Origin of the sequence: Aeribacillus sp. FSL K6-2848 (assembly GCF_038004325.1) — a bacterium.
In the GTDB taxonomy this organism is placed as follows: domain Bacteria; phylum Bacillota; class Bacilli; order Bacillales; family Aeribacillaceae; genus Aeribacillus; species Aeribacillus composti.
Genome location: NZ_JBBOQQ010000001.1, coordinates 1,256,813 through 1,280,681, shown reverse-complemented (window position 1 = coordinate 1,280,681; position 23,869 = coordinate 1,256,813). Strand labels below are relative to the sequence as shown.

The 23,869-nt window shown below is 40.1% G+C and carries 27 protein-coding genes and 1 riboswitch; of the genes, 8 read left to right on the top strand and 19 right to left on the bottom strand.

The features are described from left to right. Window positions 1-240: 240 nt before the first annotated feature. The 3 genes from NSS70_RS06415 (at window position 241) to NSS70_RS06405 (ending at window position 1,834) form a co-directional block, all read left to right on the top strand. Window positions 241-1,320, top strand: coding sequence for a glycosyltransferase family 4 protein (locus NSS70_RS06415; protein ID WP_339199201.1), 1,080 nt, complete (start codon window positions 241-243; stop codon window positions 1,318-1,320). A gap of 124 nt (window positions 1,321-1,444) precedes the next feature. Then, entirely contained in the window at window positions 1,445-1,609 is a 165-nt protein-coding gene (locus NSS70_RS06410) for a hypothetical protein (protein WP_339199198.1), read from the top strand. A gap of 27 nt (window positions 1,610-1,636) precedes the next feature. After that, window positions 1,637-1,834, top strand: a complete 198-nt coding sequence (locus NSS70_RS06405) for a hypothetical protein (protein WP_339199195.1) — start codon at window positions 1,637-1,639, stop codon at window positions 1,832-1,834. Window positions 1,835-2,130: 296 nt separating this feature from the next. On the opposite strand, the gene NSS70_RS06400 is transcribed toward NSS70_RS06405, so the two are convergent. From NSS70_RS06400 to NSS70_RS06320, 17 genes are all read right to left on the bottom strand, one after another. Next, window positions 2,131-3,426, bottom strand: a complete 1,296-nt coding sequence (locus NSS70_RS06400; RefSeq protein WP_339211180.1) for a glycosyltransferase family 2 protein — start codon at window positions 3,424-3,426, stop codon at window positions 2,131-2,133. Between the two features lie 4 nt (window positions 3,427-3,430). Beyond that, entirely contained in the window at window positions 3,431-4,162 is a 732-nt protein-coding gene (locus NSS70_RS06395; protein ID WP_339199188.1) for a sugar nucleotidyltransferase, read from the bottom strand. A 67-nt stretch (window positions 4,163-4,229) separates the two neighbouring features. After that, complete coding sequence (locus NSS70_RS06390; RefSeq protein ID WP_339199969.1) at window positions 4,230-4,571, bottom strand: DUF1360 domain-containing protein; 342 nt, start codon at window positions 4,569-4,571, stop codon at window positions 4,230-4,232. A gap of 94 nt (window positions 4,572-4,665) precedes the next feature. Next, complete coding sequence (locus NSS70_RS06385) at window positions 4,666-5,052, bottom strand: CotO family spore coat protein (RefSeq protein WP_063387508.1); 387 nt, start codon at window positions 5,050-5,052, stop codon at window positions 4,666-4,668. Between the two features lie 279 nt (window positions 5,053-5,331). After that, window positions 5,332-6,108 (bottom strand): enoyl-ACP reductase FabI, encoded by a 777-nt coding sequence (gene fabI / locus NSS70_RS06380; RefSeq protein ID WP_339199186.1) that lies wholly within the window; start codon window positions 6,106-6,108, stop codon window positions 5,332-5,334. 98 nt (window positions 6,109-6,206) lie between these two features. Next, entirely contained in the window at window positions 6,207-7,019 is an 813-nt protein-coding gene (gene thiD / locus NSS70_RS06375) for a bifunctional hydroxymethylpyrimidine kinase/phosphomethylpyrimidine kinase (protein WP_339199183.1), read from the bottom strand. 14 nt (window positions 7,020-7,033) lie between these two features. Then, on the bottom strand, window positions 7,034-8,047 hold the full coding sequence (locus tag NSS70_RS06370; RefSeq protein ID WP_311067326.1) for a ThiF family adenylyltransferase: 1,014 nt from the start codon (window positions 8,045-8,047) through the stop codon (window positions 7,034-7,036). Further along, on the bottom strand, window positions 8,044-8,811 hold the full coding sequence (locus tag NSS70_RS06365) for a thiazole synthase (RefSeq protein WP_066248317.1): 768 nt from the start codon (window positions 8,809-8,811) through the stop codon (window positions 8,044-8,046). Before NSS70_RS06365 ends, NSS70_RS06370 begins: the two co-directional genes overlap by 4 nt. Window positions 8,812-8,817: 6 nt before the next feature. Continuing rightward, complete coding sequence (gene thiS, locus NSS70_RS06360) at window positions 8,818-9,021, bottom strand: sulfur carrier protein ThiS (RefSeq protein ID WP_339199181.1); 204 nt, start codon at window positions 9,019-9,021, stop codon at window positions 8,818-8,820. A 7-nt stretch (window positions 9,022-9,028) separates the two neighbouring features. Further along, window positions 9,029-10,141: a glycine oxidase ThiO gene (gene thiO, locus NSS70_RS06355; RefSeq protein ID WP_339199178.1), complete on the bottom strand. Its 1,113-nt coding sequence runs from the start codon at window positions 10,139-10,141 to the stop codon at window positions 9,029-9,031. Window position 10,142: 1 nt separating this feature from the next. Continuing rightward, the gene (tenI, locus tag NSS70_RS06350; protein WP_311067046.1) at window positions 10,143-10,742 is read right to left on the bottom strand and encodes a thiazole tautomerase TenI; all 600 of its coding nucleotides are present in this window, start codon (window positions 10,740-10,742) and stop codon (window positions 10,143-10,145) included. A 139-nt stretch (window positions 10,743-10,881) separates the two neighbouring features. Continuing rightward, window positions 10,882-10,990: riboswitch (TPP riboswitch) on the bottom strand. 54 nt (window positions 10,991-11,044) lie between these two features. Then, window positions 11,045-12,898 (bottom strand): monovalent cation:proton antiporter family protein, encoded by a 1,854-nt coding sequence (locus NSS70_RS06345; protein ID WP_311067045.1) that lies wholly within the window; start codon window positions 12,896-12,898, stop codon window positions 11,045-11,047. Between the two features lie 25 nt (window positions 12,899-12,923). Next, on the bottom strand, window positions 12,924-14,288 hold the full coding sequence (gene mgtE, locus NSS70_RS06340) for a magnesium transporter (RefSeq protein ID WP_311067044.1): 1,365 nt from the start codon (window positions 14,286-14,288) through the stop codon (window positions 12,924-12,926). Window positions 14,289-14,392: 104 nt separating this feature from the next. Continuing rightward, window positions 14,393-15,292 carry an RluA family pseudouridine synthase gene (locus NSS70_RS06335; RefSeq protein ID WP_339199174.1) on the bottom strand — a complete coding sequence of 300 codons (900 nt, stop codon included), beginning with the start codon at window positions 15,290-15,292 and terminating at the stop codon, window positions 14,393-14,395. Window positions 15,293-15,307: 15 nt separating this feature from the next. After that, the gene (locus tag NSS70_RS06330) at window positions 15,308-16,102 is read right to left on the bottom strand and encodes an NAD kinase (protein WP_066248330.1); all 795 of its coding nucleotides are present in this window, start codon (window positions 16,100-16,102) and stop codon (window positions 15,308-15,310) included. Window positions 16,103-16,122: 20 nt separating this feature from the next. Beyond that, window positions 16,123-16,752, bottom strand: coding sequence for a GTP pyrophosphokinase (locus tag NSS70_RS06325; protein WP_063387496.1), 630 nt, complete (start codon window positions 16,750-16,752; stop codon window positions 16,123-16,125). 12 nt (window positions 16,753-16,764) lie between these two features. After that, window positions 16,765-17,133 carry a UPF0738 family protein gene (locus tag NSS70_RS06320; protein WP_130157355.1) on the bottom strand — a complete coding sequence of 123 codons (369 nt, stop codon included), beginning with the start codon at window positions 17,131-17,133 and terminating at the stop codon, window positions 16,765-16,767. A gap of 112 nt (window positions 17,134-17,245) precedes the next feature. On the opposite strand from NSS70_RS06320, the gene NSS70_RS06315 reads away from it, so the two are divergent. From NSS70_RS06315 to NSS70_RS06295, 5 genes are all read left to right on the top strand, one after another. Further along, window positions 17,246-17,836: a CYTH domain-containing protein gene (locus tag NSS70_RS06315; RefSeq protein ID WP_144596603.1), complete on the top strand. Its 591-nt coding sequence runs from the start codon at window positions 17,246-17,248 to the stop codon at window positions 17,834-17,836. After that, the gene (locus NSS70_RS06310; RefSeq protein ID WP_339199168.1) at window positions 17,836-18,438 is read left to right on the top strand and encodes a lytic transglycosylase domain-containing protein; all 603 of its coding nucleotides are present in this window, start codon (window positions 17,836-17,838) and stop codon (window positions 18,436-18,438) included. Before NSS70_RS06315 ends, NSS70_RS06310 begins: the two co-directional genes overlap by 1 nt. Before the next feature lie 297 nt (window positions 18,439-18,735). Continuing rightward, complete coding sequence (locus tag NSS70_RS06305; protein WP_339199165.1) at window positions 18,736-19,146, top strand: globin domain-containing protein; 411 nt, start codon at window positions 18,736-18,738, stop codon at window positions 19,144-19,146. After that, on the top strand, window positions 19,136-20,020 hold the full coding sequence (locus NSS70_RS06300) for a ClpXP adapter SpxH family protein (RefSeq protein WP_063387492.1): 885 nt from the start codon (window positions 19,136-19,138) through the stop codon (window positions 20,018-20,020). Before NSS70_RS06305 ends, NSS70_RS06300 begins: the two co-directional genes overlap by 11 nt. A gap of 370 nt (window positions 20,021-20,390) precedes the next feature. Then, a complete protein-coding gene (locus tag NSS70_RS06295; RefSeq protein ID WP_162536160.1) occupies window positions 20,391-20,564 on the top strand; it encodes a hypothetical protein in 174 nt (57 codons plus the stop codon). 170 nt (window positions 20,565-20,734) lie between these two features. Here the strand turns inward: NSS70_RS06295 and pepF are convergent, their stop codons facing one another. Both pepF and NSS70_RS06285 read right to left on the bottom strand, forming a co-directional pair. Continuing rightward, window positions 20,735-22,552, bottom strand: a complete 1,818-nt coding sequence (gene pepF / locus NSS70_RS06290; RefSeq protein ID WP_063386997.1) for an oligoendopeptidase F — start codon at window positions 22,550-22,552, stop codon at window positions 20,735-20,737. A gap of 83 nt (window positions 22,553-22,635) precedes the next feature. Beyond that, the gene (locus tag NSS70_RS06285) at window positions 22,636-23,829 is read right to left on the bottom strand and encodes a competence protein CoiA (protein WP_339199157.1); all 1,194 of its coding nucleotides are present in this window, start codon (window positions 23,827-23,829) and stop codon (window positions 22,636-22,638) included. Window positions 23,830-23,869 lie beyond the last annotated feature (40 nt).

The window sequence follows — 23,869 nt, the reverse complement described above, 5'->3', positions numbered from 1 at the left end:
CCTCGTTTCGAGTTTCACAGTATTTTACGCAAGGCATAGATTTTTGTTTGAATAAACCGCCTTGAATAAACAGATTTAGGCGCTGAAAGAAGGAATCCTTAAAGTGATAGAGCAAGTATCATGCCGTTTTTCATAAAATTATATATAAGAACAGACATTGGCGATGGAGAACAGCGGATTTTTAAATATTTACATTTTCTTTTTTTAAGAATTTTATGAAATAGAAAGGGCGTATCTCGCATGAAAATATTGTTTACTTTTTATATTGCGGGAAGCGGCGTCGAAACGTTGAATCGTCAACGTTTTGCCGCTTTAAAAAAATACGGGGTCGAAAGCCATGCATTATATTTAACAAAAGGTTCCGGATGGAAAAATATAGAGGCAAGCGGAATGACAGCGTTTGTCACCAATGATGAACAAGAGATTAAGCGGATATTTGAAATAGAAAAATACGACTTGATTTTTGTTTGTGCAGACTACCTTTTTTTGTCAAAAATTAGAAAACTAGGCTTTAACGGCAAGATCGTATATGACATTCAAGGGTTTGGAACAGAAATCGATCAACTGTTAAAAAAAGCTAAACCGTTCGTTGAAGAACATGCCGCTGCCATTTTATCCCCCAACACATCCCACTTAATTACAAAAATAAAGAAAGCTTTTCCGGATAAACAGCTTTATAGCTTTCATAACGGCATCGATACGAAGTTATTCTCCAAAAAAGAAGTGGAAGCTCCTCAAAAAAGGATTATAGGGTGGGTAGGCAGAATAGAGGAGAACAAAAATTGGAAACTTTTTCTCCGCCTTGGGAGACATTTGTTAAATCAACAATTTGACATTGAATTATGGATGTTTGAGGACCCCACTTTAAGCATGGATGAACAAAGAAAACAGTTCGCAAGGTGGCTGAAACGTCTCGAGCTAACAGAGCATGTAAAAATGTTCGCAAATATCCCCCATGGTGAAATGCCAATCTATTACTCTAAAATCGCAAAATCAGGAGGCTTTTTTTGCTCAACATCGCTGTTAGAAGGATTCGGATATGCTCCGTTGGAAGCGATGAGCTGCCAATGTCCCGTTCTATGTACAGATTCAGACGGAGTGAAAAGCTTTGTCATTCATAATCGGACAGGAAAAATCATCCCAAAAAATCGCCTTCAAAAAGCGGTTTTAGAAGCAAAGGATATGTTAACTAATGCACCTCTCCGTTCAAAATTGGTTCAAAACGGTCTGAATTTAATTCAACACGAATTTTCACTTGAAAAATATGGTGAATCTTTTATCAAAATGCTTAAACATCTTGGGTATAAACAAAAAGAATAGGCTTGTGAAAATTAATTAATAATTATAAATGACTATACTTTTTGATCGACTTTGAATATACGTATAGTATTAGGAAGTTCCATCTGAGCGCACTTCCTAATTTTATAAATAGGAGGGGTATGCTTTGCCACAAACTGTAGAAGAGTGCCGGGAAAAATTAGAACAAACACGTTTATCGCAGCAGCAAACAAGAAATAAACTACTTGAATGCCGGCAAAAGCTAATCGATTGTAGAGAAGAATTAGCACAGTGCAGAGAAGAATTACGAGAATGCAGAGAAGAAATGTAAACTATTTTAAATAGGAGGGTGAAAGAATTGCCGAGTCCTGAACTGATTCAATGCCGAAATGAATTACGGCAGGAAAGAGCAACGTTAAGGGAGATCAGAAACGAACTGCGCCAATGCAGGGAACCATTAAGCATCTGTCGAAGCGAACGGCGCGAGTGTAGAGAAGCGCTTAGAGAATGCCGAAATCCATACACCATTGCTGCAATTGAAAGCATGCATCTATAAGAAAGGCGCTGACCAAGTCTTTCAGGTGTAAGAAACCGGAAAAAAACGAGCTGATCCTGTCAAAAATTCCGGTTTCTTCCACAATTTTTGGATAAAGAATGCCGAAATATTTTTCCTTAAAATTAAACACAGGGGCTGTCTAATAATAAGTCGATTTTCCGGCTTATAGACGCCCCTTTAATGTTTTAGAAACGTTGATATATCAATGCTTATGTCGTTTTCAATGGATTTTGACTTTCTGGACAGCCCCTCTTTTTAATGTTTGAAACTATAAACATTTTAGTTCAAATTGCTTCTCAATTCTTATCTTTCCAGCGGACAACTTCCCATTTTAATGATTCGCCTTTGGGAAATGAAGCAAATTCATATTTGCTTAATGGAATGGCAAGCGATTTGTCGTATTTTAATTTACGGAGGACCTTTGCTTCCATTGGTTTAAGTTCACCATTTCCACTAATAAAAAAATGCCGTTTATACAAAAACAATTTTCCTTCCGGAATCGGGTTTTTTTGATCAAATGTTCTCGAAATAGGCTTGCCAATTTGAAAATCTTCCAACATGTCAGGCGCTACAAGAATGAAATCTTTTAAGTCTGCCTTTAATCTCCGCAAAGCATCGGCCGACTCAATCGGCCTGGCGCATCCCCCTTCTGTATAAAAAATACTTTTCCCACATTTAATGAAACGATAATTTGGAAACAATTTGGCATTGGAAAAAACAGATTTTTCAATAGGGGCCCCTTCACGATATTGATAAAGCAATGGATCATGTACTTTTACCAGCTGTTTTCGATCATATTTTAACATTCGAAAGGCTGCCTCATCGATTTTCCGCCTTATGTTTCCGTCAATTAAAAATGTGTTTTCATTTGTTGAGAGGACAACCAGCCCAGTCGGCAATTCTTTCGGCATGAATGCGTTCAATTCTTGAAATGAATCAGGTGTTTTTAAACATATATCCAAAACTTTTGGAATAGGATAAAATGGTGACCATTCTGCCAAACGGGCCCAAAAAGCAGCATCACCGTTATGCCAATATTCAGGCGAATCGTCCCAATATGAACCGTATTTCGCCAGTATGAGCGGCAACAGTGAAGCTCGATGCATCACCGAACAATGATCAACAAGATTTTGAGGTTTTGTTAATATCCCGTTTGTTTCCCGCACTTTTTCATACACGGTTCTTCCGCTTTGATCAATTTTTCGGACAAGCTGTTTTGAATAGACAACACCATAAGATGGACTGTTATTTAAAATAGTTGTCATTTCAGAAAGCCGTTCCGGCAAATATATGTCGTCATCTGTTAAATAAGAAATGTAGTCGCCGGATACTTTTTCCAACGCCTCATTAATCAATGTTGCGTAACGTGTTGTTTTATGTCGATCCTCATCTCGAATGCCGCTGTCAAAATATTGAATTCGTGAATCTTGCAAAAAGCCTTTTATAATTCTTTTTGTCTTATCATTGGAATGATCGTCCATGATCAATAGCTCCCAATTGTCATATTTTTGGGCAAGCACGCTTTCAATCGCTAGATGAACCGTATCCGGCTTGTTATAGCTCGTTAAAATGATGGAAACCTTCGGCTTCATCATCTCACACCTTGCTATTTATTTGATGAAAAGCAAATAGATTGGCATCCACCCATGATTCATACGTGCCAGCATCTGACCAAAACCCTTCCACATAGGAAAAACCGATCGTTCCTTTTTCCAAAAATTTTCGGTTTACATCTGTAATTTCATATTCTCCTCTTAAAGACGGCTTGATCTCGTTGAGCACGTGAAAAACAACCGGTTTATACAAGTAAATGCCTGTAATGCATAAATTGGACTTGCTGCAGGTCGGTTTTTCGACTAAATCCGTGATTTCCTTTTTTTCTTTATCCAAAAAAGCAACGCCATATCTCGACGGCTCATCCACTTCTTTTAAAAAGAGATGAGCTTCATTCCCGCTCTTTTCAAAAGATTTCAAAAATGAGCTTAAATTCATTTCAAAAATGTTATCCCCCAGCAAAAGCACAAATGGATCGCCATTCGTAAAAAATTCAGCCTTTCTAACACCATCTCCAATTCCATTTGGCTCCTTTTGAATCGTATATTGGATATTTACATTTAAACTTTCTCCATTTCCAATAATTTTGAAAAACTGTGGTAGATGTTCTTCATTAGTAACAATTAAAATATCTTTAATTCCTGCTTCTTTCAACCTTGAAATCGGCCAGCATATCATTGGGAATTTTCCAACCGGAAGTAAATGTTTATTGATTACATTCGTAAATGGTTTCAATCTCGTCCCTTTTCCTCCTGCCAAAATGACGCCTTTCAAAACCTTTCACTTCCTTTACGATGCAATTCCCGGAGATATTCCGGTAAACAGTTCATTTCAAATGGCGCTAATCAAGCAAATGTTCAATAATTCCAGCCAAACCTGAGATCGCTAATATGACCGTAATTGGATGGAAAATGGCGTATAAATATTCATTTCCAAAAAATAAAATGGCGGCACACCATATTCCTGTGCACCAATAACAGCTTAAAAGCTCACCGATCCACAATCGAAGTCCTTTTCCTTTCGGTCTGAAAAAAGAAACGGTTTCTCCTGTCTCCCCTTTTTCCTCCACAATTGTTAAAAAAGGAGCCCGCAAAAATGAAGCGATTTTATCAAACACTATAATTCTCGTTAATCGAAAAGATGCCAATGCAGTGAGAACAAATGAAAACCAATACCACTCCATGGAATCAATTCTCCTTTCCTTCACCAACATATGTTTTGAATATTTAAAGCGTTCAAATAAAATTAAAAAACCCGGCATAACCGAGTTCTCCATTTTAATTCCCTAACACTTTTATGTCTAAAATACTTTTCGATTTTATTTTCAAAGGTTCATTTTGATCAAATGTACGGATTTGAACGACATCGTTTTCCTTTGACAAAATAATTCCTTTGTATGTTTTCTCTACTGTTTTAATTTCACATACGTTTTTATACACATGCTCCGGAAGACTTGAAAAGAAATCAATCTTTTCATGAACCGTCATATTTGCCAATTCTCTTCTTCTTTTATAAATCTCTTCTTTCGTCCATGTACTCTTTACCGCTTGCTTAGAATTATTTGCAATTTTTTTTAATAACGTCGACTGCATGGTCACTTCAGGTTTTTTTATATTCGGCTGGACAATATACATCAAAGGTTCTAATTTTTCTTTTTTAATCAAGTTTGATCGCCACCCTCTAATATGATTTCTCTCATTATTTTATGACAAGATAGAATGAAATCATGACGGAAATCTAACTTTTTCTTATGACAAAAGAGCATTTGAAAATCGCTGCACATTGACACAAAAAGTCGTAACAGAACATCAACAATAAATCCAAGCTTCACGGCTTGAAATAGTGGCACCTTGAAGCTGACAGCAAAATTTCATTTTATCCTGCCATAAAAAAAGATTAATCTTGTGCGAGCCACGCACACAGATTAATCTTTTTTAGCTAACTTAATAACCTAAAATATGAAAACCTGAATCAACATGAATCGTTTCACCTGTTATGCCGCGGGAAAGATCGCTGAACAGGAACAACGCCGTGTCTCCAACTTCTTCTTGTGTTGTGGTTCGGCGCAGCGGAGCACGTTCTTCTATTTCCTTCAGAATTGAATTAAAATCACTGATACCTTTTGCCGAAAGCGTACGAATCGGACCAGCGGAAATGGCATTGACGCGAATATTTTCTTTACCTAGATCGTTCGCCAAATATTTCACGCTAGCATCCAATGACGCTTTCGCAACTCCCATTACGTTGTAGTTTTGAACGACTCGCTCACCGCCCAAGTAAGTTAATGTAACAATGCTTCCGCCTTCTGTCATCAAAGGACGGGCTGTTTTCGCAACCGCCGTTAAAGAATAAGAACTGATGTTGTGGGCCAACAGGAAGCCGTCTCTTGTTGTGTTCAAATATTCACCGCTCAGCTCTTCCTTATTCGCAAAGGCGATACAATGAGCGATACCGTGAATCACACCAACTTCGTTTTTAATTTTTTCAAAGCACTGCTCGATTTCTTCATCCTTCGTTACATCACAAGGCAACACGAGATAATCTTCCCGTCCTAACGAATCTACGAGCTCTCGAACCGATTTTTCCATTCTTTCGCCCACATATGTAAAGATCAATCTTGCTCCCGCTTCATGCAAAGAGCGGGCAATTCCCCAAGCAATGCTTCGCTTGTTAGCAACACCCATGACCACAATGTTTCGGCCTTCCAAATTCAATTTCATGGAAAATCCTCCTAAACATTATTACAAGTTATTAATACCTGATCATAATTATAAAGGACAAAAGAGAAAAAAGCCAGAACATATATGTCCGGCTTATGTTATTTAGAAGCAGCTAAATTTCTTTTATATGCCCAATGATTGGTCGGACCGTGGCCGCCTCCGATGCCTAGAGCATTTTCTACAGCAAGATGGATGAACTCTTTTGCAGTTTTTACGGCTTCAATGACTTCTTTTCCTTTGGCGAGCTCAGCTGTCAGCGCAGCAGAAAAAGTGCAGCCTGTTCCGTGCGTGTGCTTTGTGTTGACATAGTTGCCTTTAAATTCATAAAAATCATGCCCGTCAAACAACAAATCAATGATTTCGCCGCCCGACGGCTGATGTCCTCCCTTTATGATCACATGCTTTGCTCCCATTTGGCAAATTTTTTTCGCAGCTTCTTTCCGATCATCAAACGATTTTATCTCGATGCCCGTGATCGCTTCCGCTTCCGGGATGTTCGGCGTCACAATAAACGAAATCGGAATTAAGTCGTTGATGAGCGCGTTGATGGCAGACTCTTCAAGTAATGGATGTCCGCCTTTTGCAATCATTACTGGATCAACGACAATTTTTTCCCATCCATGCTTTTGAACTTTATTTGAGACGATTTGGATGATTTCTTGATTAAAAAGCATTCCTGTTTTGACCGCATCTGGCGATAAATCTTCAGCAATTGCATCAAGCTGACTGATCACCCCTTCAGCCGGAACAGGGTAGACACCATGAACACCTAATGTGTTTTGAGATGTAACGGCCGTGATTACGCTCATTCCGTATACATCCAACTCTTGAAAAGTTTTCAAATCTGCCTGAATTCCCGCGCCTCCCCCTGAATCGGACCCGGCAATCGTCAACGCTTTTCCGATGGTCATAAACACACCTCCATTTAAGCTCCGAAGTAACGTTGATAAATAGCTTTTGCTTTCTCTTCTTCCTTAGTGCCGTGAATTAATGCTCTTCCGTCTTGAAAAAGCACGACGCGGAAATCATCCGCCTGAAAGGATATTAAATAAGCATTTCCCTTTAAGTCTTTCACGATCGGACGCAAACGATTGGTAATTTCTGATAGCGAAATCTTCTGTTTTTGCTGCGGACGTATTTGTACGGTATTCCTTCCGCACAAAACCGCTGTTTTTAATCCATTTTCAACCGACAAATATGGATATGTCGGGTGATGTCCGCACGATGGGCAGTCGGCCTTTTTTAACTTGGTCATGTCTACTGCAGAATGCTCCCTTGTCCAAACATCAAATGAAACTAACTGCTTGGACACCTCTCCGCTGACTAAATATTTCAGTGCCTCTGCTGTTTGATAAGAGGCGACGATTTGCACCGCCGGGCTGATCACGCCAACTGTATCGCACGTCATTCCGTCAGACGGAATCGCTTGGAGCATACAATGGAGGCATGGTGTTTGTTTCGGAACGATGGAAACGGTCATTCCATAACTTCTCACTACTGCCCCATAGATCCAAGGTATTTCGTGCTTCATCGCTAAATCATTGATGAAAAATCTCGTTTCAAAATTGTCAGTCCCATCGATGATAAGATCGACATCCTTTACATGTTCTATAAAATCAATTGAGAAATCGCCCACAATCGCTTCAATCGAAATGTTCGAATTGATTTCCTGCAAATGTTTTTTGGCAGCAACCGCTTTTGGCAGCTTTTGTTTCGCATCCTCTTCTGTATACAGCTGTTGACGCCCGAGATTGCTCCAATCGACATAATCACGGTCAATGATGGTTATTTTACCGATTCCAGCACGGGCTAACATTTCAGCGCTTGCGCAGCCGAGTGCCCCAGCTCCAACAATGAGCACATGGCTTTTCAGCAATTTTTTTTGTCCCTCTTCTCCAATAGGAGAAAACAAGATTTGGCGAGAATATCGTTCCATTATGTCGTTAACATTCCTTCCGTTGGACTGCTTGCTTGTGCATACCGTTTTTTCGGAATGCGTCCTGCTTCATATCCAAGTCTTCCTGCTTCAATCGCCAGTTTCATTGCCTTCGCCATTTTCACAGGATCTTTTGCACCGGAAACAGCTGTATTTAATAAGATTCCATCTGCTCCCATCTCCATGGCGAGTGCGCAATCTGCCGGCGAACCGATTCCGGCATCAACAATGACTGGAATATTGGCTTGCTCAATAATAAATGATAGATTGAGAGGATTGACAATTCCTTGGCCTGATCCGATCGGAGATGCTCCCGGCATGATGGCATGAACCCCTAATTCTTCAAGCTTCTTCGCCAGAACAACATCGTCTGAAGTGTATGGAAGAACAATAAACCCTTCATCCAATAACATCTCTGATGCCTTCAATGTTTCAATCGGATCAGGGAGAAGCGTTTTATCATCTCCAATTACTTCCACCTTAATCATATCACATAATCCTGATGCTTTAGCAAGTTTAGCGATTCTGACTGCTTCCTCCGCAGTTTTTGCCCCGGCCGTGTTCGGCAGAAGCGTATATTTCGATAAATCCAACATTTCTAAAAAATTTGGCTGAGAAGGCTCGTAAATATTCATTCTTCTGACGGCAAATGTCAAAATTTCAGCACCTGAGGCCTCCACCGCTTCTTTTTGTATCTCAAAAGACGGATATTTTCCAGTTCCTAACATTAATCTCGACTGAAATGTTTTATCTCCTATTTTTAACATGAATCATCATCCCCCTCCAACAAAATGGACAATTTCAATTTGATCACCATCATGTAATGTCTGGAAGCTGTATTGTTCTTTTGAAACAATTTCACCATTTCGTTCAACGACAACAATTCTTTCCTGTAATTGAAAAAAGTTCAGCAAATCTTCAATGCTTCGAACACTATTCTCCACTTCCATCTGCTGGCCGTTGATGCGAAGTTTCACCGTTTCATCACCTCCCTTTCGCATCAGAAAGCAATCGGTTTAAAGAAAAGCTATGAACATAACGCTCATATTGATTCGTTTTCAAAATCATGTCTTTTACGATCAAGCTTGTAATCGGCGCTAGAAGAATGCCGTTTCGATAATGACCGGTCGCAAAAAAGATTCCCTCATGCTCCGGGTGCTCGGCAAAATACGGCCAGCCGTCAGCTGTTTGCGGCCTGAGCGACGACCAAGCACTAACGACCGGTTCAGACCCGATTTCTGGCATCATTTTCTGAACCTTGATCATTAATTCGGATACTCCTTTGACTGTTGGATTCGTATCCCAGTCGTTTTCATAAGAAGTTGCTCCAATAATAACGGTGCCGTCTTTTTTCGGTACGATATAACAGTGCTCGTAAAACACTGTTTTGTTGATCACTAGTTTTTTCGGTTTTACGGCTAAGCATTCTCCTTTAACGGGCTTCATTGGATTTTTCAACCCCAACTTTTCTAAGAAAAAGCCACTCCAAACTCCGCTTGAAACGACGACTTTTCCACATATAAAAACTCCTTGGGAAGTGACAAGCTTGTATGCTTTTCCCTCTTTAATCACATCGAAAACAGGACATTGTTCAAAAATGGATGCACCATATTTTCTAGCGCCTTTCGCATATGCGCAGCAAACAGATGAACCTTTCACTTGGCCGTCATGTTTAAGCCAAAGAGCTCCCGCAATGTCTTCAGAAACATGTGGCTCATTTGCCAGTACGTTTTCCCTTGAATGCCATTCTAGTTCATTCTCATCTGCGAGCGATTGCAGAAAGCGGCCTTCTTCCTCAGTAAATGCAAGCCGATACATGCCTTCCTGCACAAGCTCAATATCCACACCAGATTGCTCCAATAATTCTTTTGCAAGGCTCGGATATAAATTTCGGCTCTCTAAGCATAGCTCAAAAAATATGTCTCTTTTTTCATTTTCAGAATGGGCACCCAGCATTCCTGCTGCAGCGGATGTCGCTTTACCTCCGATTTCGCCGCTTTCAAACACGGCGGTCTTCAGCCCTGCTTTTGATAGCTCATAGGCGATCCCTTGGCCGATGACCCCTCCCCCGATGATTCCAACATCAAAAACGTTCATTTTAAAAAGCTTCCCCTTTCCTGAAAAGTTTGGCAGCGCTCTCTGGATCTTTCGAAGAAAAGATATAGGACATAACGGCAATACCGCTTGCTTTTTTTTCTAAAACCTTTTGCATATTATCAGGCGTGATCCCACCGATGGCGATAATAGGAATATTGACGTGTCCAACGATTTTCCTAAGCAAATCTGTTCCCTTTGCCGGAAGTCCTTTTTTACTGTTCGTTTCAAAAACGTTTCCGAAAAAACAATAGTCTGCTCCGTCTTTTTCTGCTTTTACCGCTTCATCTAATGAATGGACGCTGACACCGGCTTTTATTTGCGGAAAAGCGCTTTTCACTTTTTTTACCGGCAGGCCGGTTCCCGGAAGATGAACATTTTGAACGCCTGTTAGGAGCGCAACATCGAGCCGATCGTTGATAACAAGCTGTTCTCTCCTTATCCCGTTTGCCAAAAGCTGTTCTACAAGATGAATGATCTCACATGGTCTTTTATTTTTTTCTCGTATATGAACGTAATCAACATGATCTGATATGGACAAAATTATGCGTATTAGCTCGTTGACCGGTTTTGTTCCGTCTGTTACGGCATGAAGTTCCAACATTGTACATTCCTTTCATGAGAAAGACGCTCACACTCGTCTTTCAAGGTTCAAAACTGGAAAGCAGCTGTCCAGTGGTGAGACTGGAAACAATAAAAAACCACCTTCCTTGCTGGAAAGTGGTAATGGAATATCAGACATATGTTTCAAATTCCCACTTCCCTACGCTGGCATCATCCAGATCAGGTTCAAAGGGTCTTAAAGTCAACACTTTAATCTCAGCCTTTCCAAAGGCTCCCCTAGTGGATGCTTATTAAATTTTCATACTAATTTCATGCTATCACAATTTGTTTTGTTTGCAAATATTATTTGCTAAATTCCAGCTCATCTTTTAACTCATTTACATATTTGCGGGAACCCGTTACAATCAAGCGGTCCCCTTTTTTCAATTCGGTATCGCCGTGAGGCACAATGGAATCTTCACCTCGAAAAATCCGGACAAAGATACAATCTCCTGTAAACGGAAAGTATCGAAGCTTCATTCCATCATATTTTCGGTTATTCATATTAATTTGATAAAGAGAGTTGTCTTGGTTTGTTAAGATCCGCATAACGCCAGGCGATTCGATCAAAGCCCTGAGCAGCGTTTTTGTTGACAGCATGACGGAAAATACGCTGATCCCCTTTTCTTTTAATGCTTGATCCAACTCCGGGGAAGAAATTGAGGCGATGACCTGTTCTACGCCGCATTCTTTTGCATATGTCGCAATTTCCGCATTTCTTTCTTCATCCCCAGTAGCCACTATTACTATATCAGCTTCCATTATGTGGTGTTCATTCAATGATTCTATCGAATAGTCTTTCAATTCTTCAATTTTAAACACCGATTGAGCAGTCCCGTTTTCAATTTTGTCTTGCTGTGTATGATATACGGTTGCTTCATACAAATTTTTGTCCAATTCTCTTGTGACTGGAAGGGTCATTTGATTTGCACCAATAAAAGCAATTTTCTTTTTAGGCTGCACCGCCATTTTTTTAGGGAATAATTTTTTAAATCCTATCGGCGTGATAATGCTTGTTAACACGGCAACTACTATTAGTGCGTCAGCCATTTGCTTATCAATCAGTTCGATTCGCTGTCCAATTTCAGCTGCCGCAATAACTAATGATAAAGTAGCAGTCAACAAGAACGCCGCCGCAATCGTTGTATTCGTATCATACCATTTTCTCAGCACAAAAACGGGAATAAACTTTGAGATCAAGAGGGCGAGAAATAACAAAGGAATTAACAAAAGAAGGTTCGGATCTTTGATCAATTCCCATAAATCCAATTCCACCCCTATCATGACAAAAAAGATCGGGATTAAAAAACCGTAGCCAAACGAATCTAGCTTTTGCACCAAGTCTGAATTAGGCGATAAAAGCGAGACTAAAACTCCCGCAAGGAAGGCGCCTAAAATATTTTCTGCCCCAAGCGTTTCCGATAAACCTACAAGTGCGAGAATTAACGTAAAAACCGCCCTTGTTCCAATTTGAACCGTTCCTTTTGACATCGATTTAATAAAGGATCGACTTTTAAACCTTTTGCCAATGAAGTAAAGCAGTACGCCTGCTGCAAACAAAAGAAGCAGAAGCCACGTATTGCTTTCTCCTTCGCTGTTTAAGGAGACAAAAACCGCCAGCAAAATCATGGTGACAAGGTCGGCTATGACAGCCACCAGCAAAATAATTTGGCCGATGGTTGTTTTCATAATTTGCTCGTCTTTCAGCGTCGGCACTACTACTCCTAAAGAAATCGTTGAAATCACTAACGTCATGAAAAAGGCATTGCGGATAAATCCCATCCACATTAACAAATACGATAAAAGTAATGAAACAACGAAAATGCCAAGAAAAACAATTGACGCAACCAAAAAAGTATGAGGAGCTTTTTTTCCGTTGGACAGCTTTTCTTCTTTTTTCTTCTCTTTGGAGAAAATGGTGAAATCAATCTCAAGCCCGCTTAAAAACATGAGAAATATAAATCCCAGCGTTGAGAGAGTTGACAGCCATACATCTTCTTGCACTAAATTAAATCCCGTTTTCCCGATGATTAATCCGACAATAATTTCCGCAACGACGACAGGAATGAATGCCAGTTTGAACCGATGCAGCAAAATCGGGGTTAAAAAAGCGCCTACCAACACGATGACAAGAGAGGTTACTGCATGTGATTCCATATTGCGCCTCCTTTAGCTAATTTTGTTAGAGCAAATAGTTCATAAATAGTGTCGCCATGCCAAAATAAATCAAAATGCTGATCATATCATTAATCGTTGTAATAAATGGACCGGAGGCCACAGCCGGGTCAATACGAAGCCTGTGCATGACAAGAGGAACAAACGCCCCGGCAATTGTCGCAACAGTCAGCGTTGACAATATGGAAAGACCCACTAGCAGTCCTAAGAAAAATTTCTGCTTCCAAATAAAAATTGTCAGTGCAACAACAATTCCGCATACTGTTCCGGTAATCAAGCCGGTTCCAGCTTCTTTGAGAATAATTTTCCACACGCGTTCGGAAGTGCCTTCGCCTGTTGCAATTCTTCTTACGGCAACAGCGAGAGCTTGTGTTCCTGTATTTCCAGCCATCCCTGCAATTAATGGTATAAAGAGCGCTAAAGTTGCCACTTTGTTCAACGTTTCTTCAAACTGGCCGATTAGGCCGGCGGTGAACATTCCTAAAAATAGGAGAATAATAAGCCATGGCAATCTTTTTTTGGCAGCAGAAACAGCATTCGGATCATATGAATCTACATCCGAGACAGCGGCCAGTTTCGAATAATCGTCAGAAGCCTCTTCGTCCAGCACATCAATAATATCATCAACAGTTATAATTCCAACAAGACGATGTTGAAAATCAACAACCGGAAGAGCCAAAAAATTGTAGTCCTTCATCTTTCTTGCTACTTCTTCCTGATCATCCGCCACAGATACCGAGTAGACTTTCTTTTTCATAATGTCAGCAATCAAAGTATCGTCTTCATGAACAATTAAATCTCTTAACGACAGGACGCCAACAAGATGTTTCTCTTCGTCAATCACATATAAATAATATATTGTTTCCGCATCAGGAGCTTCTTTCCGCAGCAAGTCCATCGTTGACTGCACCGTATAATTGGCATTAATGGCAACGAACTCGGTTGTCATAATACTTCCTGCGGTAAATTGTTCATAATCAAGAAGTTCGCTTATGCTTTTGGCAGTTTGAGCGTCCATGATGGTTAAATAGCTGGAAATTTTCTCTTTTGTCAGCTCACTTAATACATCTGCCGCATCATCGGCGTACATGTATTCCATCATTTTGGCGGCAAATGCCGGATGCATTTCCTCAAGCAGCGATTTGTAGCGGTTTTTATCATCCCTTATATTTTCAAAAACATTCGCCATTTCTTCCGGAGATAGAATTTGATATAAAAGCATTCTATCCGGCTGGTCAAGTTTTAGAAAAAATTTTGCCTGATCATATGGATGTAGCTCAAAAAACAGCGAACGGAATTCCTCTACATTGTTCTCTCTCAGCTTGTCAATCATCAACTGTCTGTATTCCGGTGCATCTGTTTTAGGCTGCATAAAATCTCCTCCTTTCCGGAAAAATATCGAAAAGTTTTGTGTTTTACTATATTAACAAATCTATCTGATTTTGTCGTACATTTTTTCATAACAAAAGCATGCACTTACAGGCGCGCATGCTTAATTATTTTTTCCATATCAGGAGGAAGCTTGCAAGTATACGTCAAATTTTTATGCAAAACGGGATGATAGAAGGACAGCGACTGACTGTGGAGGGCATGGCGGTCAATTTCTTCTTTTTGTCCACCATAAAGCGAATCTCCTAAAAGCGGATGACCTATATAGGACATATGTAGACGAATTTGATGAGTTCTACCAGTTACAGGCTTTACCTCAACAACCGTTTTGTCAGAAAAGCGGCTTATGACCCGAAAATGCGTAATAGCTTTTTTCCCATCCTCCCTGACAGTTCTCTCGATGATGCTATCGTCCTTTCTTGCAATTGGCGCATCGATGGTGCCTTCGTCTTCGCTGATCCTTCCATGGACAATTGCGATGTATGTCCGTTTTACCGCTCCTTTTTGCTGTTCCTTTGAAAAAAGAAAATGGCTGTAGCGATGTTTGGCTACAAGAAGCAGCCCGGATGTATCCCGGTCAAGCCGATTGACGATATGCACCGTAAGATTTTGCCGCTGTTGATCATAATAGTGTAAAAGCCCGTTCGCAAGACTTCCTGACGGATGCTCTCTAGACGGAATGGTGGACAAAAACGCCGGTTTATTTACAATAAGGCAATAATCGTCTTCATAAACAATGTTCAATGGTATGTTCTCTGGAATGAGCGACTGGCTTCTCTTTTCTTCCGGAAAATGGACGGTTACTTGATCGCCTTCTTGTAAGACGTATCGGACATTTTTTTCGTTCCCGTTAACGACAATTTTTCCACCGTTAAATTTAATATCTGTTAAAGCGGATTTAGAAATATGATGCTCCCGCAAAAATTCTCTAAGCAGCCAGCCATGATGTTCTTTTTTGATGTCCCAATGAAGCTGAAATGTCCCCATGTTTTTCTCTTTCCTTTATCTGTCGCCAATAAACGAGTCCCGGACCCGCTTCCAAAATGGGAAAGGCCGAAATCTCGCAAACCTTACCTTTTCCTGTGCGACCCGGCATTGGATGGACCTGACGTTTTTGTGAAGAAGTGTTAAATGATCGATTGTAATTTGAAAATCAACATCATTGACAGGCTTTAGCATACACGTATGGTGGTCAGGCAAAATTAACGGCGAGCCGATTGTCCGGAACACCCTGTTGTTTATGGAAGCCATTTCTGTTAATTGAATAGCCCGCAGTGAAGGATGAATGAGAGCACCGCCAAGCGCTTTATTGTAGGCGGTGCTTCCTGTCGGTGTTGAAATACACAACCCATCTCCTCGAAATGTTTCAAAGAGAAGCCCTTTAATTTCTATATTCATGACGAGAGTCCCTTCAATGCTTTTCACTGTGCATTCATTTAGCGCAAGGTAGGAGGCTTCACTCCCGCCATTATGCCGGACCACCACTTCAAGCAATGGATATTCAACGATCTGAAACGGTGTTTTAGCAATTGCAATCACCATTTTTTCAATTTCATTCGGGAGCCAGTCGGCATAAAATCCTAAATGCCCCGTATGAACTCCTATAAACGCTGTTTTATCCAATCGTTTATTATATCGATGAAATGCATAAAGCAATGTTCCGTCTCCCCCGACGGAAATCACGATATCCGGCTGATCTTCATCATATTGAAACTCGAAATCGAGCAAATAGGTTCTGATTTTTTGCGCCAAAGCATTAGATGTTTCATCACCTTTTGATGTGATCGAAAACCTCATTTAAGTATCATTCTCCTTTTTTATGTTGTTTCTGTTTTGCGTGAAAATATCGCGTGCGCTTCTTGAATTTCTCCCCGTATTTGCGACATTTCCTCGTCCAGCCGGTAAGCTGCTTCAGCTGCGCGCTGCAAGCGGATTTTAATCTGTTCAGGTATGTTCCCGCTATATTTGTAATTTAAAGAATGCTCAATCGTCGCCCAAAAATTCATGGCAAGCGTACGAATTTGAATTTCAACCAAAACCTTTTTCAATCCTTCGAACGATTGAACCGGGTAGCGGGCCACAACATGGTAAGAGCGGTAGCCGCTTTCTTTATTTCGGGTTATGTAGTCTCTTTCCTCCACGATTTCCAAATCATGCCGATCTCTTAGCATTTGAACAACCAATTGAATGTCGCCGACAAATTGGCACATCATTCGGAGACCGGCAATGTCCTGCATTTCTTCTTCTATTTTATCAAGTGGAATTTGTTTTCGCTTCGCTTTATCTAAAATGCTCGGCACAGGTTTTACCCTGCCTGTCACGAACTCAATTGGAGAATGTTCTCCTCTTAGTTCAAATTGGGAACGAATCCCTTTTAATTTGACCTTTAATTCTTCCACTGCCTGCTTATAAGGCGCTAAAAATTGCTCCCATTCCTTGTAGTTCATAAAGCCCCCCTCCTAATAAAACACGCTTTCGACCATTTTTTCCATCTCCTCGCCGTAATTTGCGTTTCCCTTTATATTTTCAAGCAAAAACTCGAGCTCCTCGTGAAATTGGGTAAGCAAAATTTCTTTTTCTCCCACTTTAGCATAAACAGGAAGCTCTTCATTTTTGGCTTCTTTTAAATGAGGCCAAATATCCGATGATAAATCTATGTAAAGAAAGTCTTCGCCATTATCCAATATGTATATAAAAGAAAATTGGTCTGAATCTACCAGCATCTGTCCTTTTGCTGCGAGATTCCCTGCATCATGGACATGCTCCGTTTCGAGCAGCAATTTGCCTTCCGTTTTGCTAACCGCCAGCACTTTAATTCTTTTTTTCATGCTGTTCACCCTTCCAATCAAACATTTCAAGTTCATCTCGTGTATATTTTATTGTATCATATTAATAACAACATTACCTTATTTTGATATTAATCATAGAGAGGAATGCCCGATGGTTCAAGAGCTTGAGATAGAATTTAAAAACCTGCTTACAAAAGAAGAATTCCACCGCTTAGCTGATTTTTTTCAATTGACCGAAAAAGATTTTGCCGAACAGGAAAACTATTATTTTGACACAAAATGTTTTGCGTTGAAAAATCATGGCGCCGCTTTAAGAATTCGCAAAAAGAAGGATCAATATGTTTTGACATTAAAGGAGCCTTATCATGTCGGATTGCTGGAAACACACCAGTTTTTAACCGATCAAGAAGCAGTTTCAGCCATTCATGAGTCGGTCTTTCCGAAGGAGGGATCAGTGGTCGAAAAAATCAAACAGCTTGAAATCAAGCCCGAAAGCCTTCTTTGTTTCGGTTCGCTCATTACAAGCCGGGCAACAAAAAAATATAAAAATGGTGAAATTGTTCTCGATCATAGCCGATATGAAAATAGAGAGGATTTTGAAATCGAATTTGAGGCAGAGGATGAAAAGGAAGGAAAGCAGCAATTTTTGGAGATTTTAAACAAACACAACATCCCGATCCGTCAAACAGAAAATAAAATAAAGCGGTTTTATTCCGCAAAATTTTCAAAGGAGAATTTGTGATGAATACAAACTATAATTTCAATGTTCTGTTTGAGCTTGAAGTCCTTCGTCTTTTGTCAGGCCAATCCGATGGGCCGCAAACAAAAGATGCAGCAATTTCGCTGAACTTTCAGGATGTTTTAAATGCCTTCATCGAACAAGATGTACAATCTGAAACGGCCAAAGAGAATATTTCACTGTCTTCCTCCCAATCTGCCAAAAAAACAAATGAACAGAAACAGGTTTCCGCTGATCTAAATGAAATCATTCAGCAGATGGCTCAAAAATACGGCGTCGATGCCAAATTAATCAGAGCTGTGATTCAACAGGAGTCAAGCTTCAAGGCAAATGCCGTCAGTCCTAAAGGAGCTGCCGGCTATATGCAGCTCATGCCTTCTACAGCAAAAGCGCTCGGTGTAAAAAATCCGTTTGATCCTGTGCAAAATATCGAGGGCGGCACAAAATATTTAAAACAGCTTTTAAACCGATATAACGGTAATGTAAAATTGGCGCTGGCTGCATACAACGCCGGTCCGGGAAATGTCGACAAATATGGAGGCATCCCGCCATTTAAAGAAACGCAAAACTATGTAAATAAAATTACTCAAAAATATTTTGCGTAAAAAGGTGCAAACAAACAGCACCTTTTTCTTTTTCATTAAAAGTAGTTGGAAATATTTGTTATCCAATCGATTTCGGCTAATCTTCGATAGCTGCGCTTCAAGCCGCAAGTCCTTCTATGTTCATTTCACAGCAAGCACAACATATTTGCGGAAATAGCTCCCGCTTTCGCTATTTATCCTTTTGTTTGCATTGCCTCAGCCAACTCCTTCAAAGCGATTCGTTTGAGATAAATAAGTTATGTTGATAAAATAAATGTAACATCATTATTAACGAATGATTCCAAAGGAGCTATCACCATGACAAAACCACCCTTAACTCCATATGACGCGATTGGAGAAAAGAAACTTCACGCTCTAATCGATGCTTTTTATAAAATTGTTAAAAAACATCCTCTTTTAAAACCTATTTTCCCGGAGGATTTAACGGAAACTGCCAGAAAGCAGAAACAATTTATGACACAGTTTTTAGGTGGTCCGCCACTTTACACAAAAGAACACGGACATCCGATGCTCAGAGCCCGCCATCTTCCATTCCCGATTACGCCGAGGAGAGCAGAAGCATGGCTCTCATGTATGCGAAAAGCAATGGACGAGGTCGGACTTGACGGGGAAATACGAGAGTTTTTCTACGATCGGCTTGTGGTGACCGCCCATCACATGATTAATTCGAAAGACGAAGATCAGGAGGAGTATTCAGTTGAAACCTGACAAAAAAGACGAAGTGAATGCTGCTCACTTCTTTTCTCATTGTCACAGCCATCCTAAAAAGCCGATCGAGATTTATATGTTTATTGATCCGCTATGCCCTGAATGCTGGGCGCTTGAACCGTTTATCAAAAAACTGCAAATCGAATACGGCAGGCTTTTCTCATTGCGCCATATTGTTTGCGGAAAGCTTGCTAATTTAAACTTAACAAAACGGCGGAAACCGAAAACAATTGCCCAATCATGGGAGAAGATAGCGAGCAGAACCGGCATGTCATGTGACGGCAACCTTTGGCTTGAAAACCCTATATCATCACCCTACAGAGCTTCCCTTGCTTTAAAAGCAGCGGAGCTTCAAGGGAGAAAAGCGGGCATCCGTTTCTTGCGGCACTTACAGGAAGTTGTTTTTTTAGAAAAGCAAAATGTCTCTGATCAAAACGTTCTCATACAAATTGCTAAAAATGTCGGCCTTGATGTCAATGAATTTGAGAGGGACTTATATTCCGAAAGTGCAAGAAAAGCACTTCAATGCGATTATAAAATTACAGAAGAAATGGACGTGCATGAAATTCCTTCCCTTGTCTTTTTTCATTGCCGTGAAGAGAAGGAAGGATTAAAAATTACCGGATTATATCCTTATGAAACATATGTTGATATTCTTTGCGAGCTTGTCGGAGATAAACCGAAGCCGTCTCAAGTGCCGCCAATAGAGATTTTTTTAAAGCATTATAAATTTGTCGCAACAAAAGAGATTTCTGTTGTGTATAACATGACTGATGAAGAAACGGAACGTGAAATGAAAAGACTGCTTTTAAAGCAACAAGTTGAGCGGGTGCCTGTAAAATATGGAACATTTTGGCGCTATATCGGGCAGTGAGATGAGGGTTTTAATTCAACGAAACGTTCCCCATCGGCTTCTATGCTGATGGGGAACGTTTTTAATCAAAAATGTAAGCGCTTTATCTTTATTAAACAATTAAAAAAAGAAACCACAAACAAACGTTTGTGGTTTCTTTTTGTCTTATGACAACAAAGGGGATGGGAGAAATTTTTCACGGTCAAACAAAGGGGTAAATGTTTGTTTGTGATCAATTTCACGTTTTTAATATAACAAATTCCTTTTTCAGTTTGCAAGAGGGGAAAACAACAATTCACAAATTTGTCACAAAACATGAAGAACGGGCAAGCTGCATACAATATACAAAATCTTTTTCCTCGTTTTAGAACATGTGTAGGAGGGAAAAATCGTGAAAACATTTTGGCTCATAATCAGCCTGCTGCTCGTCATCTTCGCTTTTTTTTATAATCTGTTAGGATTGATGAATCTCGCACCGATTTTCGTTTCTGCCCCCCTGCTTTTTATTTCTCTTTTCATATCGTTTCTTCTGTTTAACCATCGAAAAACGTTCCGCGGATTTTAAGATAAAAAAGAGGACGGGATGATGAACTGCATCTCAATTAGTAGATACAACTGACAATTGGAGGTGCAGTTTTTATATGACCGGAAACAAAAAAGGCATGAGTCCAGTTCCAGATCGAACTCATGCCACTAATTTTTTGGATTCAGATGATGCTCCTGTTTTCTTTCACTTTACTTTAACAGCAGCTCCTCCATCTCCGTCAGCTTTTCTTCAAATACTTTGCATGCATCTTCAATCGGCTTGGTTGATGTCATATCGACCCCTGCTTTTTTCAGCACATTAATCGGATAATCAGAGCTTCCCGCTTTCAAGAAATTAATGTACCTTTCAACGGCAGTTTCTCCTTCCGATAAAATCTGCTTGCTCAAGGCGCTTGCAGCACTAAAGCCTGTTGCGTATTGATAAACGTAAAAATTGTAATAAAAATGCGGAATTCTTGCCCATTCTAAGCCAATTTCTTCATCGACCACAATGTTGTCACCAAAATATTTTTTGTTTAACTCATAATACGTTTGCGTCAAAAATTCCGGTGTGAGCGGCTCTCCGTTTTGCGCCTTCAAATGGATATAATGTTCAAACTCAGCAAACATCGTTTGCCGGAATACCGTTCCTCTAAACCCCTCAAGGAAATGATTCAGCAAGTATAAACGTTTCTTTTCATCATCGATCGTGTTGAGCAAATATTCATTTAACAAGTTTTCATTGCATGTAGAAGCCACTTCCGCGACAAAAATAGAATAATCTCCGTACGGATACGGCTGTGTTTTTCTTGTATAGTAGCTGTGCACCGAATGGCCAAGCTCGTGAACAAGTGTGAATAAATTGTTCACATTATCTTGCCAATTCAGCAAAATATATGGATTTGTTCCATAGGCGCCAGAGGAGTAAGCTCCGCTTCGTTTCCCTTTATTCTCCTTAACGTCAATCCATCTGTTTTCAAAGCCTTCTTGTAAAATGCCGACATATTCTTCACCTAATGGAGCAAGCCCCTTCAATACGATGTCTTTCGCTTCTTCATACGTGATTTTCATATCGACGTTTTGTACAAGCGGCGTATAAAGATCATACATATGAAGTTCATCAAGCTTCAGCGCTTTTTTCCGCAAATCGACATAACGATGGAGCAGCGGCAAATGTTCATTGATCGTTTTTACTAAATTGTCGTAGACTTCCTCGGGAATGTTGTTGGCGCTTAGTGCAGCCTGGCGAGCATTCTCATATTTCCGCACCTTCGCATAAAAATTATTTTTCTTAACAGCTCCGCTTAATGTGCTGGCAAACGTATTTTTAAATTTTCCATATGTTGCGTATAATGCTTGGAACGCATCGCGACGGACTCGTCTATTTTCACTCTCCAAAAACTGGATATAACGGCCGTGAGTGATTTCCACTTCTTCTCCATTTTCATCCTTAATTGCTGGAAATTCCAAGTCCGCATTATTTAATTTTCCAAACGTATTGGAGGCAGTGCTCAGGGCTTCCGCAGCTTGAGCTAAAATAGCCTCTTGCTCCGCATCGAGCACGTGCGGTCTTTGCCGGTTGATTTCGTCCAAGGCATGTGCATAAAGCTTCAATTGATCATTTTCTTTCAAAAATTGCTGAAGCTTTTCTTCTTCAATGGATAGTATTTCCGGAACGATATAGGATGAGAGGCTGGAAGCTTGTGTATAAAGATTTGCTGCCCGGTCATTCAATCCTTGATAAAAAGAATTAGTTGTATCTTGATCGTAGCGCATATGGGCATATGTATAAAGCTTTCCAAGCCTCTCCATCACGGAATCTTGATAAGAGAGCGCCTCATATAACAGATCGGAGGATTGACCTAATTTTCCTCTATATTCACCGATTTTTGGAATTAGCTGCTTTACTTCTTCAAATTCTTTTTCCCATTCATCATCAGAAGCAAAAATATCTTCTAGCCGCCAAGTATACTCAACAGGGATTTCTTCCCGTTTTGGCAGCCTTTTGACAGCTGTTTCATTGCCCATTCTCGATTCCCCCTTTAAAAAAATCAGTCTGTTTCCATCATATTGAAATTTTTTTCAAAACGCAATAAATCACTATGCTTATATTATTCTACAGCAGAAAAAAACATACCTTCCTTGTCCAAATAATGTCCAAGACGTTGTTCACGCTTTTCCATCGCCTCCAAATGAAAAGGAGATGATGTTTTTCGAAACGAATATGGACCGATTGGCTGCAAAAATTTTAAATGGGAAAGAGTCGTTAAATATTCTATAATCGGCTTTTTTAAATCCGTTTTTACGCTACAGCTTCTTTCTTTCATCCCTATTTTCTTAAGGTGCCAAACTAGCTTTTCTGCGTGAAATACTTCATCGGCGCGTAATGTTTCAATAAATAATAAAACTGAGCATTGCCAAATATAGACCGCCTCATCAACCATATAACCGCTTTTTAAAGGGATAAAAACTTCAACTGGCAGCTGCGATAAAGATAAGCCAACTGTTTCGTAAACCTTTTTTTGCAGCTTTCGCTCTTCGTTCGTCTTTTGAAACAGCGGCTTTAAGCGATATTGACTTATTTTCTTCAGCCAATGCTTCCATAAACCGTTTGCCGCCAGGCTCTTTCCTTGCAAACAATCTCGAAAGAAAAACGACTCTGGGGAGATCATAGCAGATGCGGCAAAAATATTCTGTTTAGAAAACGGAATCAGATGGGAAAAAAAGATGAAGGTTTTCTTATCTGAGCAATAATTGATGATAAAAGGATGATCGTTTTGCGGGGAATGAAGAAACTGACACAGAAAAGGAGTCAGTCGATATTGATGTTCACCGACTTGCTTCATTTGTTTCCAGCCTAATATCCAAATCGGTTTAATTCGTTCTTTTTTGTAGCCATTTGTCCGTTTTATCACCTGATCAGGGGGAATATTAGAGCATTGGTATTCAATCGCATACCGTTTATGCTGAAAAGATACAAACAGATCCGCTCGTTGTGCAATAGAAGGTATAAATTTTTCCACTTCCGCAGCTAACCGCTGCCTTTTCAACCAAACATACAATTGCTTTTTTCCGTTCAAATGGTACGTGCTTTCCGCTTCCGAATCAGCCCGACAAGAGGCCGTTAAGTGGGCAAAATGAGGAATTTTGATTTTGCCAATTTTTAATTTTACCGGCTCCTTGCAAGCCGGACAAAAAAAGGATTGCTCTTCTTTCAGTTTTAGAAGCCTTTCTGTCGACCAGTACGGGGCGGCGACATTTACTTTTTCGCCGTTTCGCAAAAGGGCAACAAGCATATAAATCATCACTTCCTTTCACAAATAGAAACATTCGACAAAAGGGAAA

What these genes read in the sequence shown, in the direction of transcription:
- NSS70_RS06415 (WP_339199201.1), top strand. Translation starts at nt 241, where the DNA reads ATGAAAATATTGTTTACTTTTTATATTGCGGGAAGCGGCGTCGAAACG.
- NSS70_RS06315 (WP_144596603.1), top strand. Translation starts at nt 17,246, where the DNA reads ATGGTTCAAGAGCTTGAGATAGAATTTAAAAACCTGCTTACAAAAGAA.
- NSS70_RS06320 (WP_130157355.1), bottom strand. Translation starts at nt 17,133, where the DNA reads ATGAAAAAAAGAATTAAAGTGCTGGCGGTTAGCAAAACGGAAGGCAAA.
- tenI (WP_311067046.1), bottom strand. Translation starts at nt 10,742, where the DNA reads ATGTTGGAACTTCATGCCGTAACAGACGGAACAAAACCGGTCAACGAG.
- pepF (WP_063386997.1), bottom strand. Translation starts at nt 22,552, where the DNA reads ATGGGCAATGAAACAGCTGTCAAAAGGCTGCCAAAACGGGAAGAAATC.
- mgtE (WP_311067044.1), bottom strand. Translation starts at nt 14,288, where the DNA reads ATGCAGCCTAAAACAGATGCACCGGAATACAGACAGTTGATGATTGAC.
- NSS70_RS06390 (WP_339199969.1), bottom strand. Translation starts at nt 4,571, where the DNA reads ATGGAGTGGTATTGGTTTTCATTTGTTCTCACTGCATTGGCATCTTTT.
- fabI (WP_339199186.1), bottom strand. Translation starts at nt 6,108, where the DNA reads ATGAAATTGAATTTGGAAGGCCGAAACATTGTGGTCATGGGTGTTGCT.
- NSS70_RS06310 (WP_339199168.1), top strand. Translation starts at nt 17,836, where the DNA reads ATGAATACAAACTATAATTTCAATGTTCTGTTTGAGCTTGAAGTCCTT.
- NSS70_RS06285 (WP_339199157.1), bottom strand. Translation starts at nt 23,829, where the DNA reads ATGATTTATATGCTTGTTGCCCTTTTGCGAAACGGCGAAAAAGTAAAT.
- NSS70_RS06365 (WP_066248317.1), bottom strand. Translation starts at nt 8,811, where the DNA reads ATGTTAAAAATAGGAGATAAAACATTTCAGTCGAGATTAATGTTAGGA.
- thiO (WP_339199178.1), bottom strand. Translation starts at nt 10,141, where the DNA reads ATGAACGTTTTTGATGTTGGAATCATCGGGGGAGGGGTCATCGGCCAA.
- NSS70_RS06335 (WP_339199174.1), bottom strand. Translation starts at nt 15,292, where the DNA reads ATGGGGACATTTCAGCTTCATTGGGACATCAAAAAAGAACATCATGGC.
- NSS70_RS06305 (WP_339199165.1), top strand. Translation starts at nt 18,736, where the DNA reads ATGACAAAACCACCCTTAACTCCATATGACGCGATTGGAGAAAAGAAA.
- NSS70_RS06345 (WP_311067045.1), bottom strand. Translation starts at nt 12,898, where the DNA reads ATGGAATCACATGCAGTAACCTCTCTTGTCATCGTGTTGGTAGGCGCT.
- NSS70_RS06330 (WP_066248330.1), bottom strand. Translation starts at nt 16,102, where the DNA reads ATGAGGTTTTCGATCACATCAAAAGGTGATGAAACATCTAATGCTTTG.
- NSS70_RS06400 (WP_339211180.1), bottom strand. Translation starts at nt 3,426, where the DNA reads ATGAAGCCGAAGGTTTCCATCATTTTAACGAGCTATAACAAGCCGGAT.
- thiD (WP_339199183.1), bottom strand. Translation starts at nt 7,019, where the DNA reads ATGACCATCGGAAAAGCGTTGACGATTGCCGGGTCCGATTCAGGGGGA.
- NSS70_RS06325 (WP_063387496.1), bottom strand. Translation starts at nt 16,752, where the DNA reads ATGAACTACAAGGAATGGGAGCAATTTTTAGCGCCTTATAAGCAGGCA.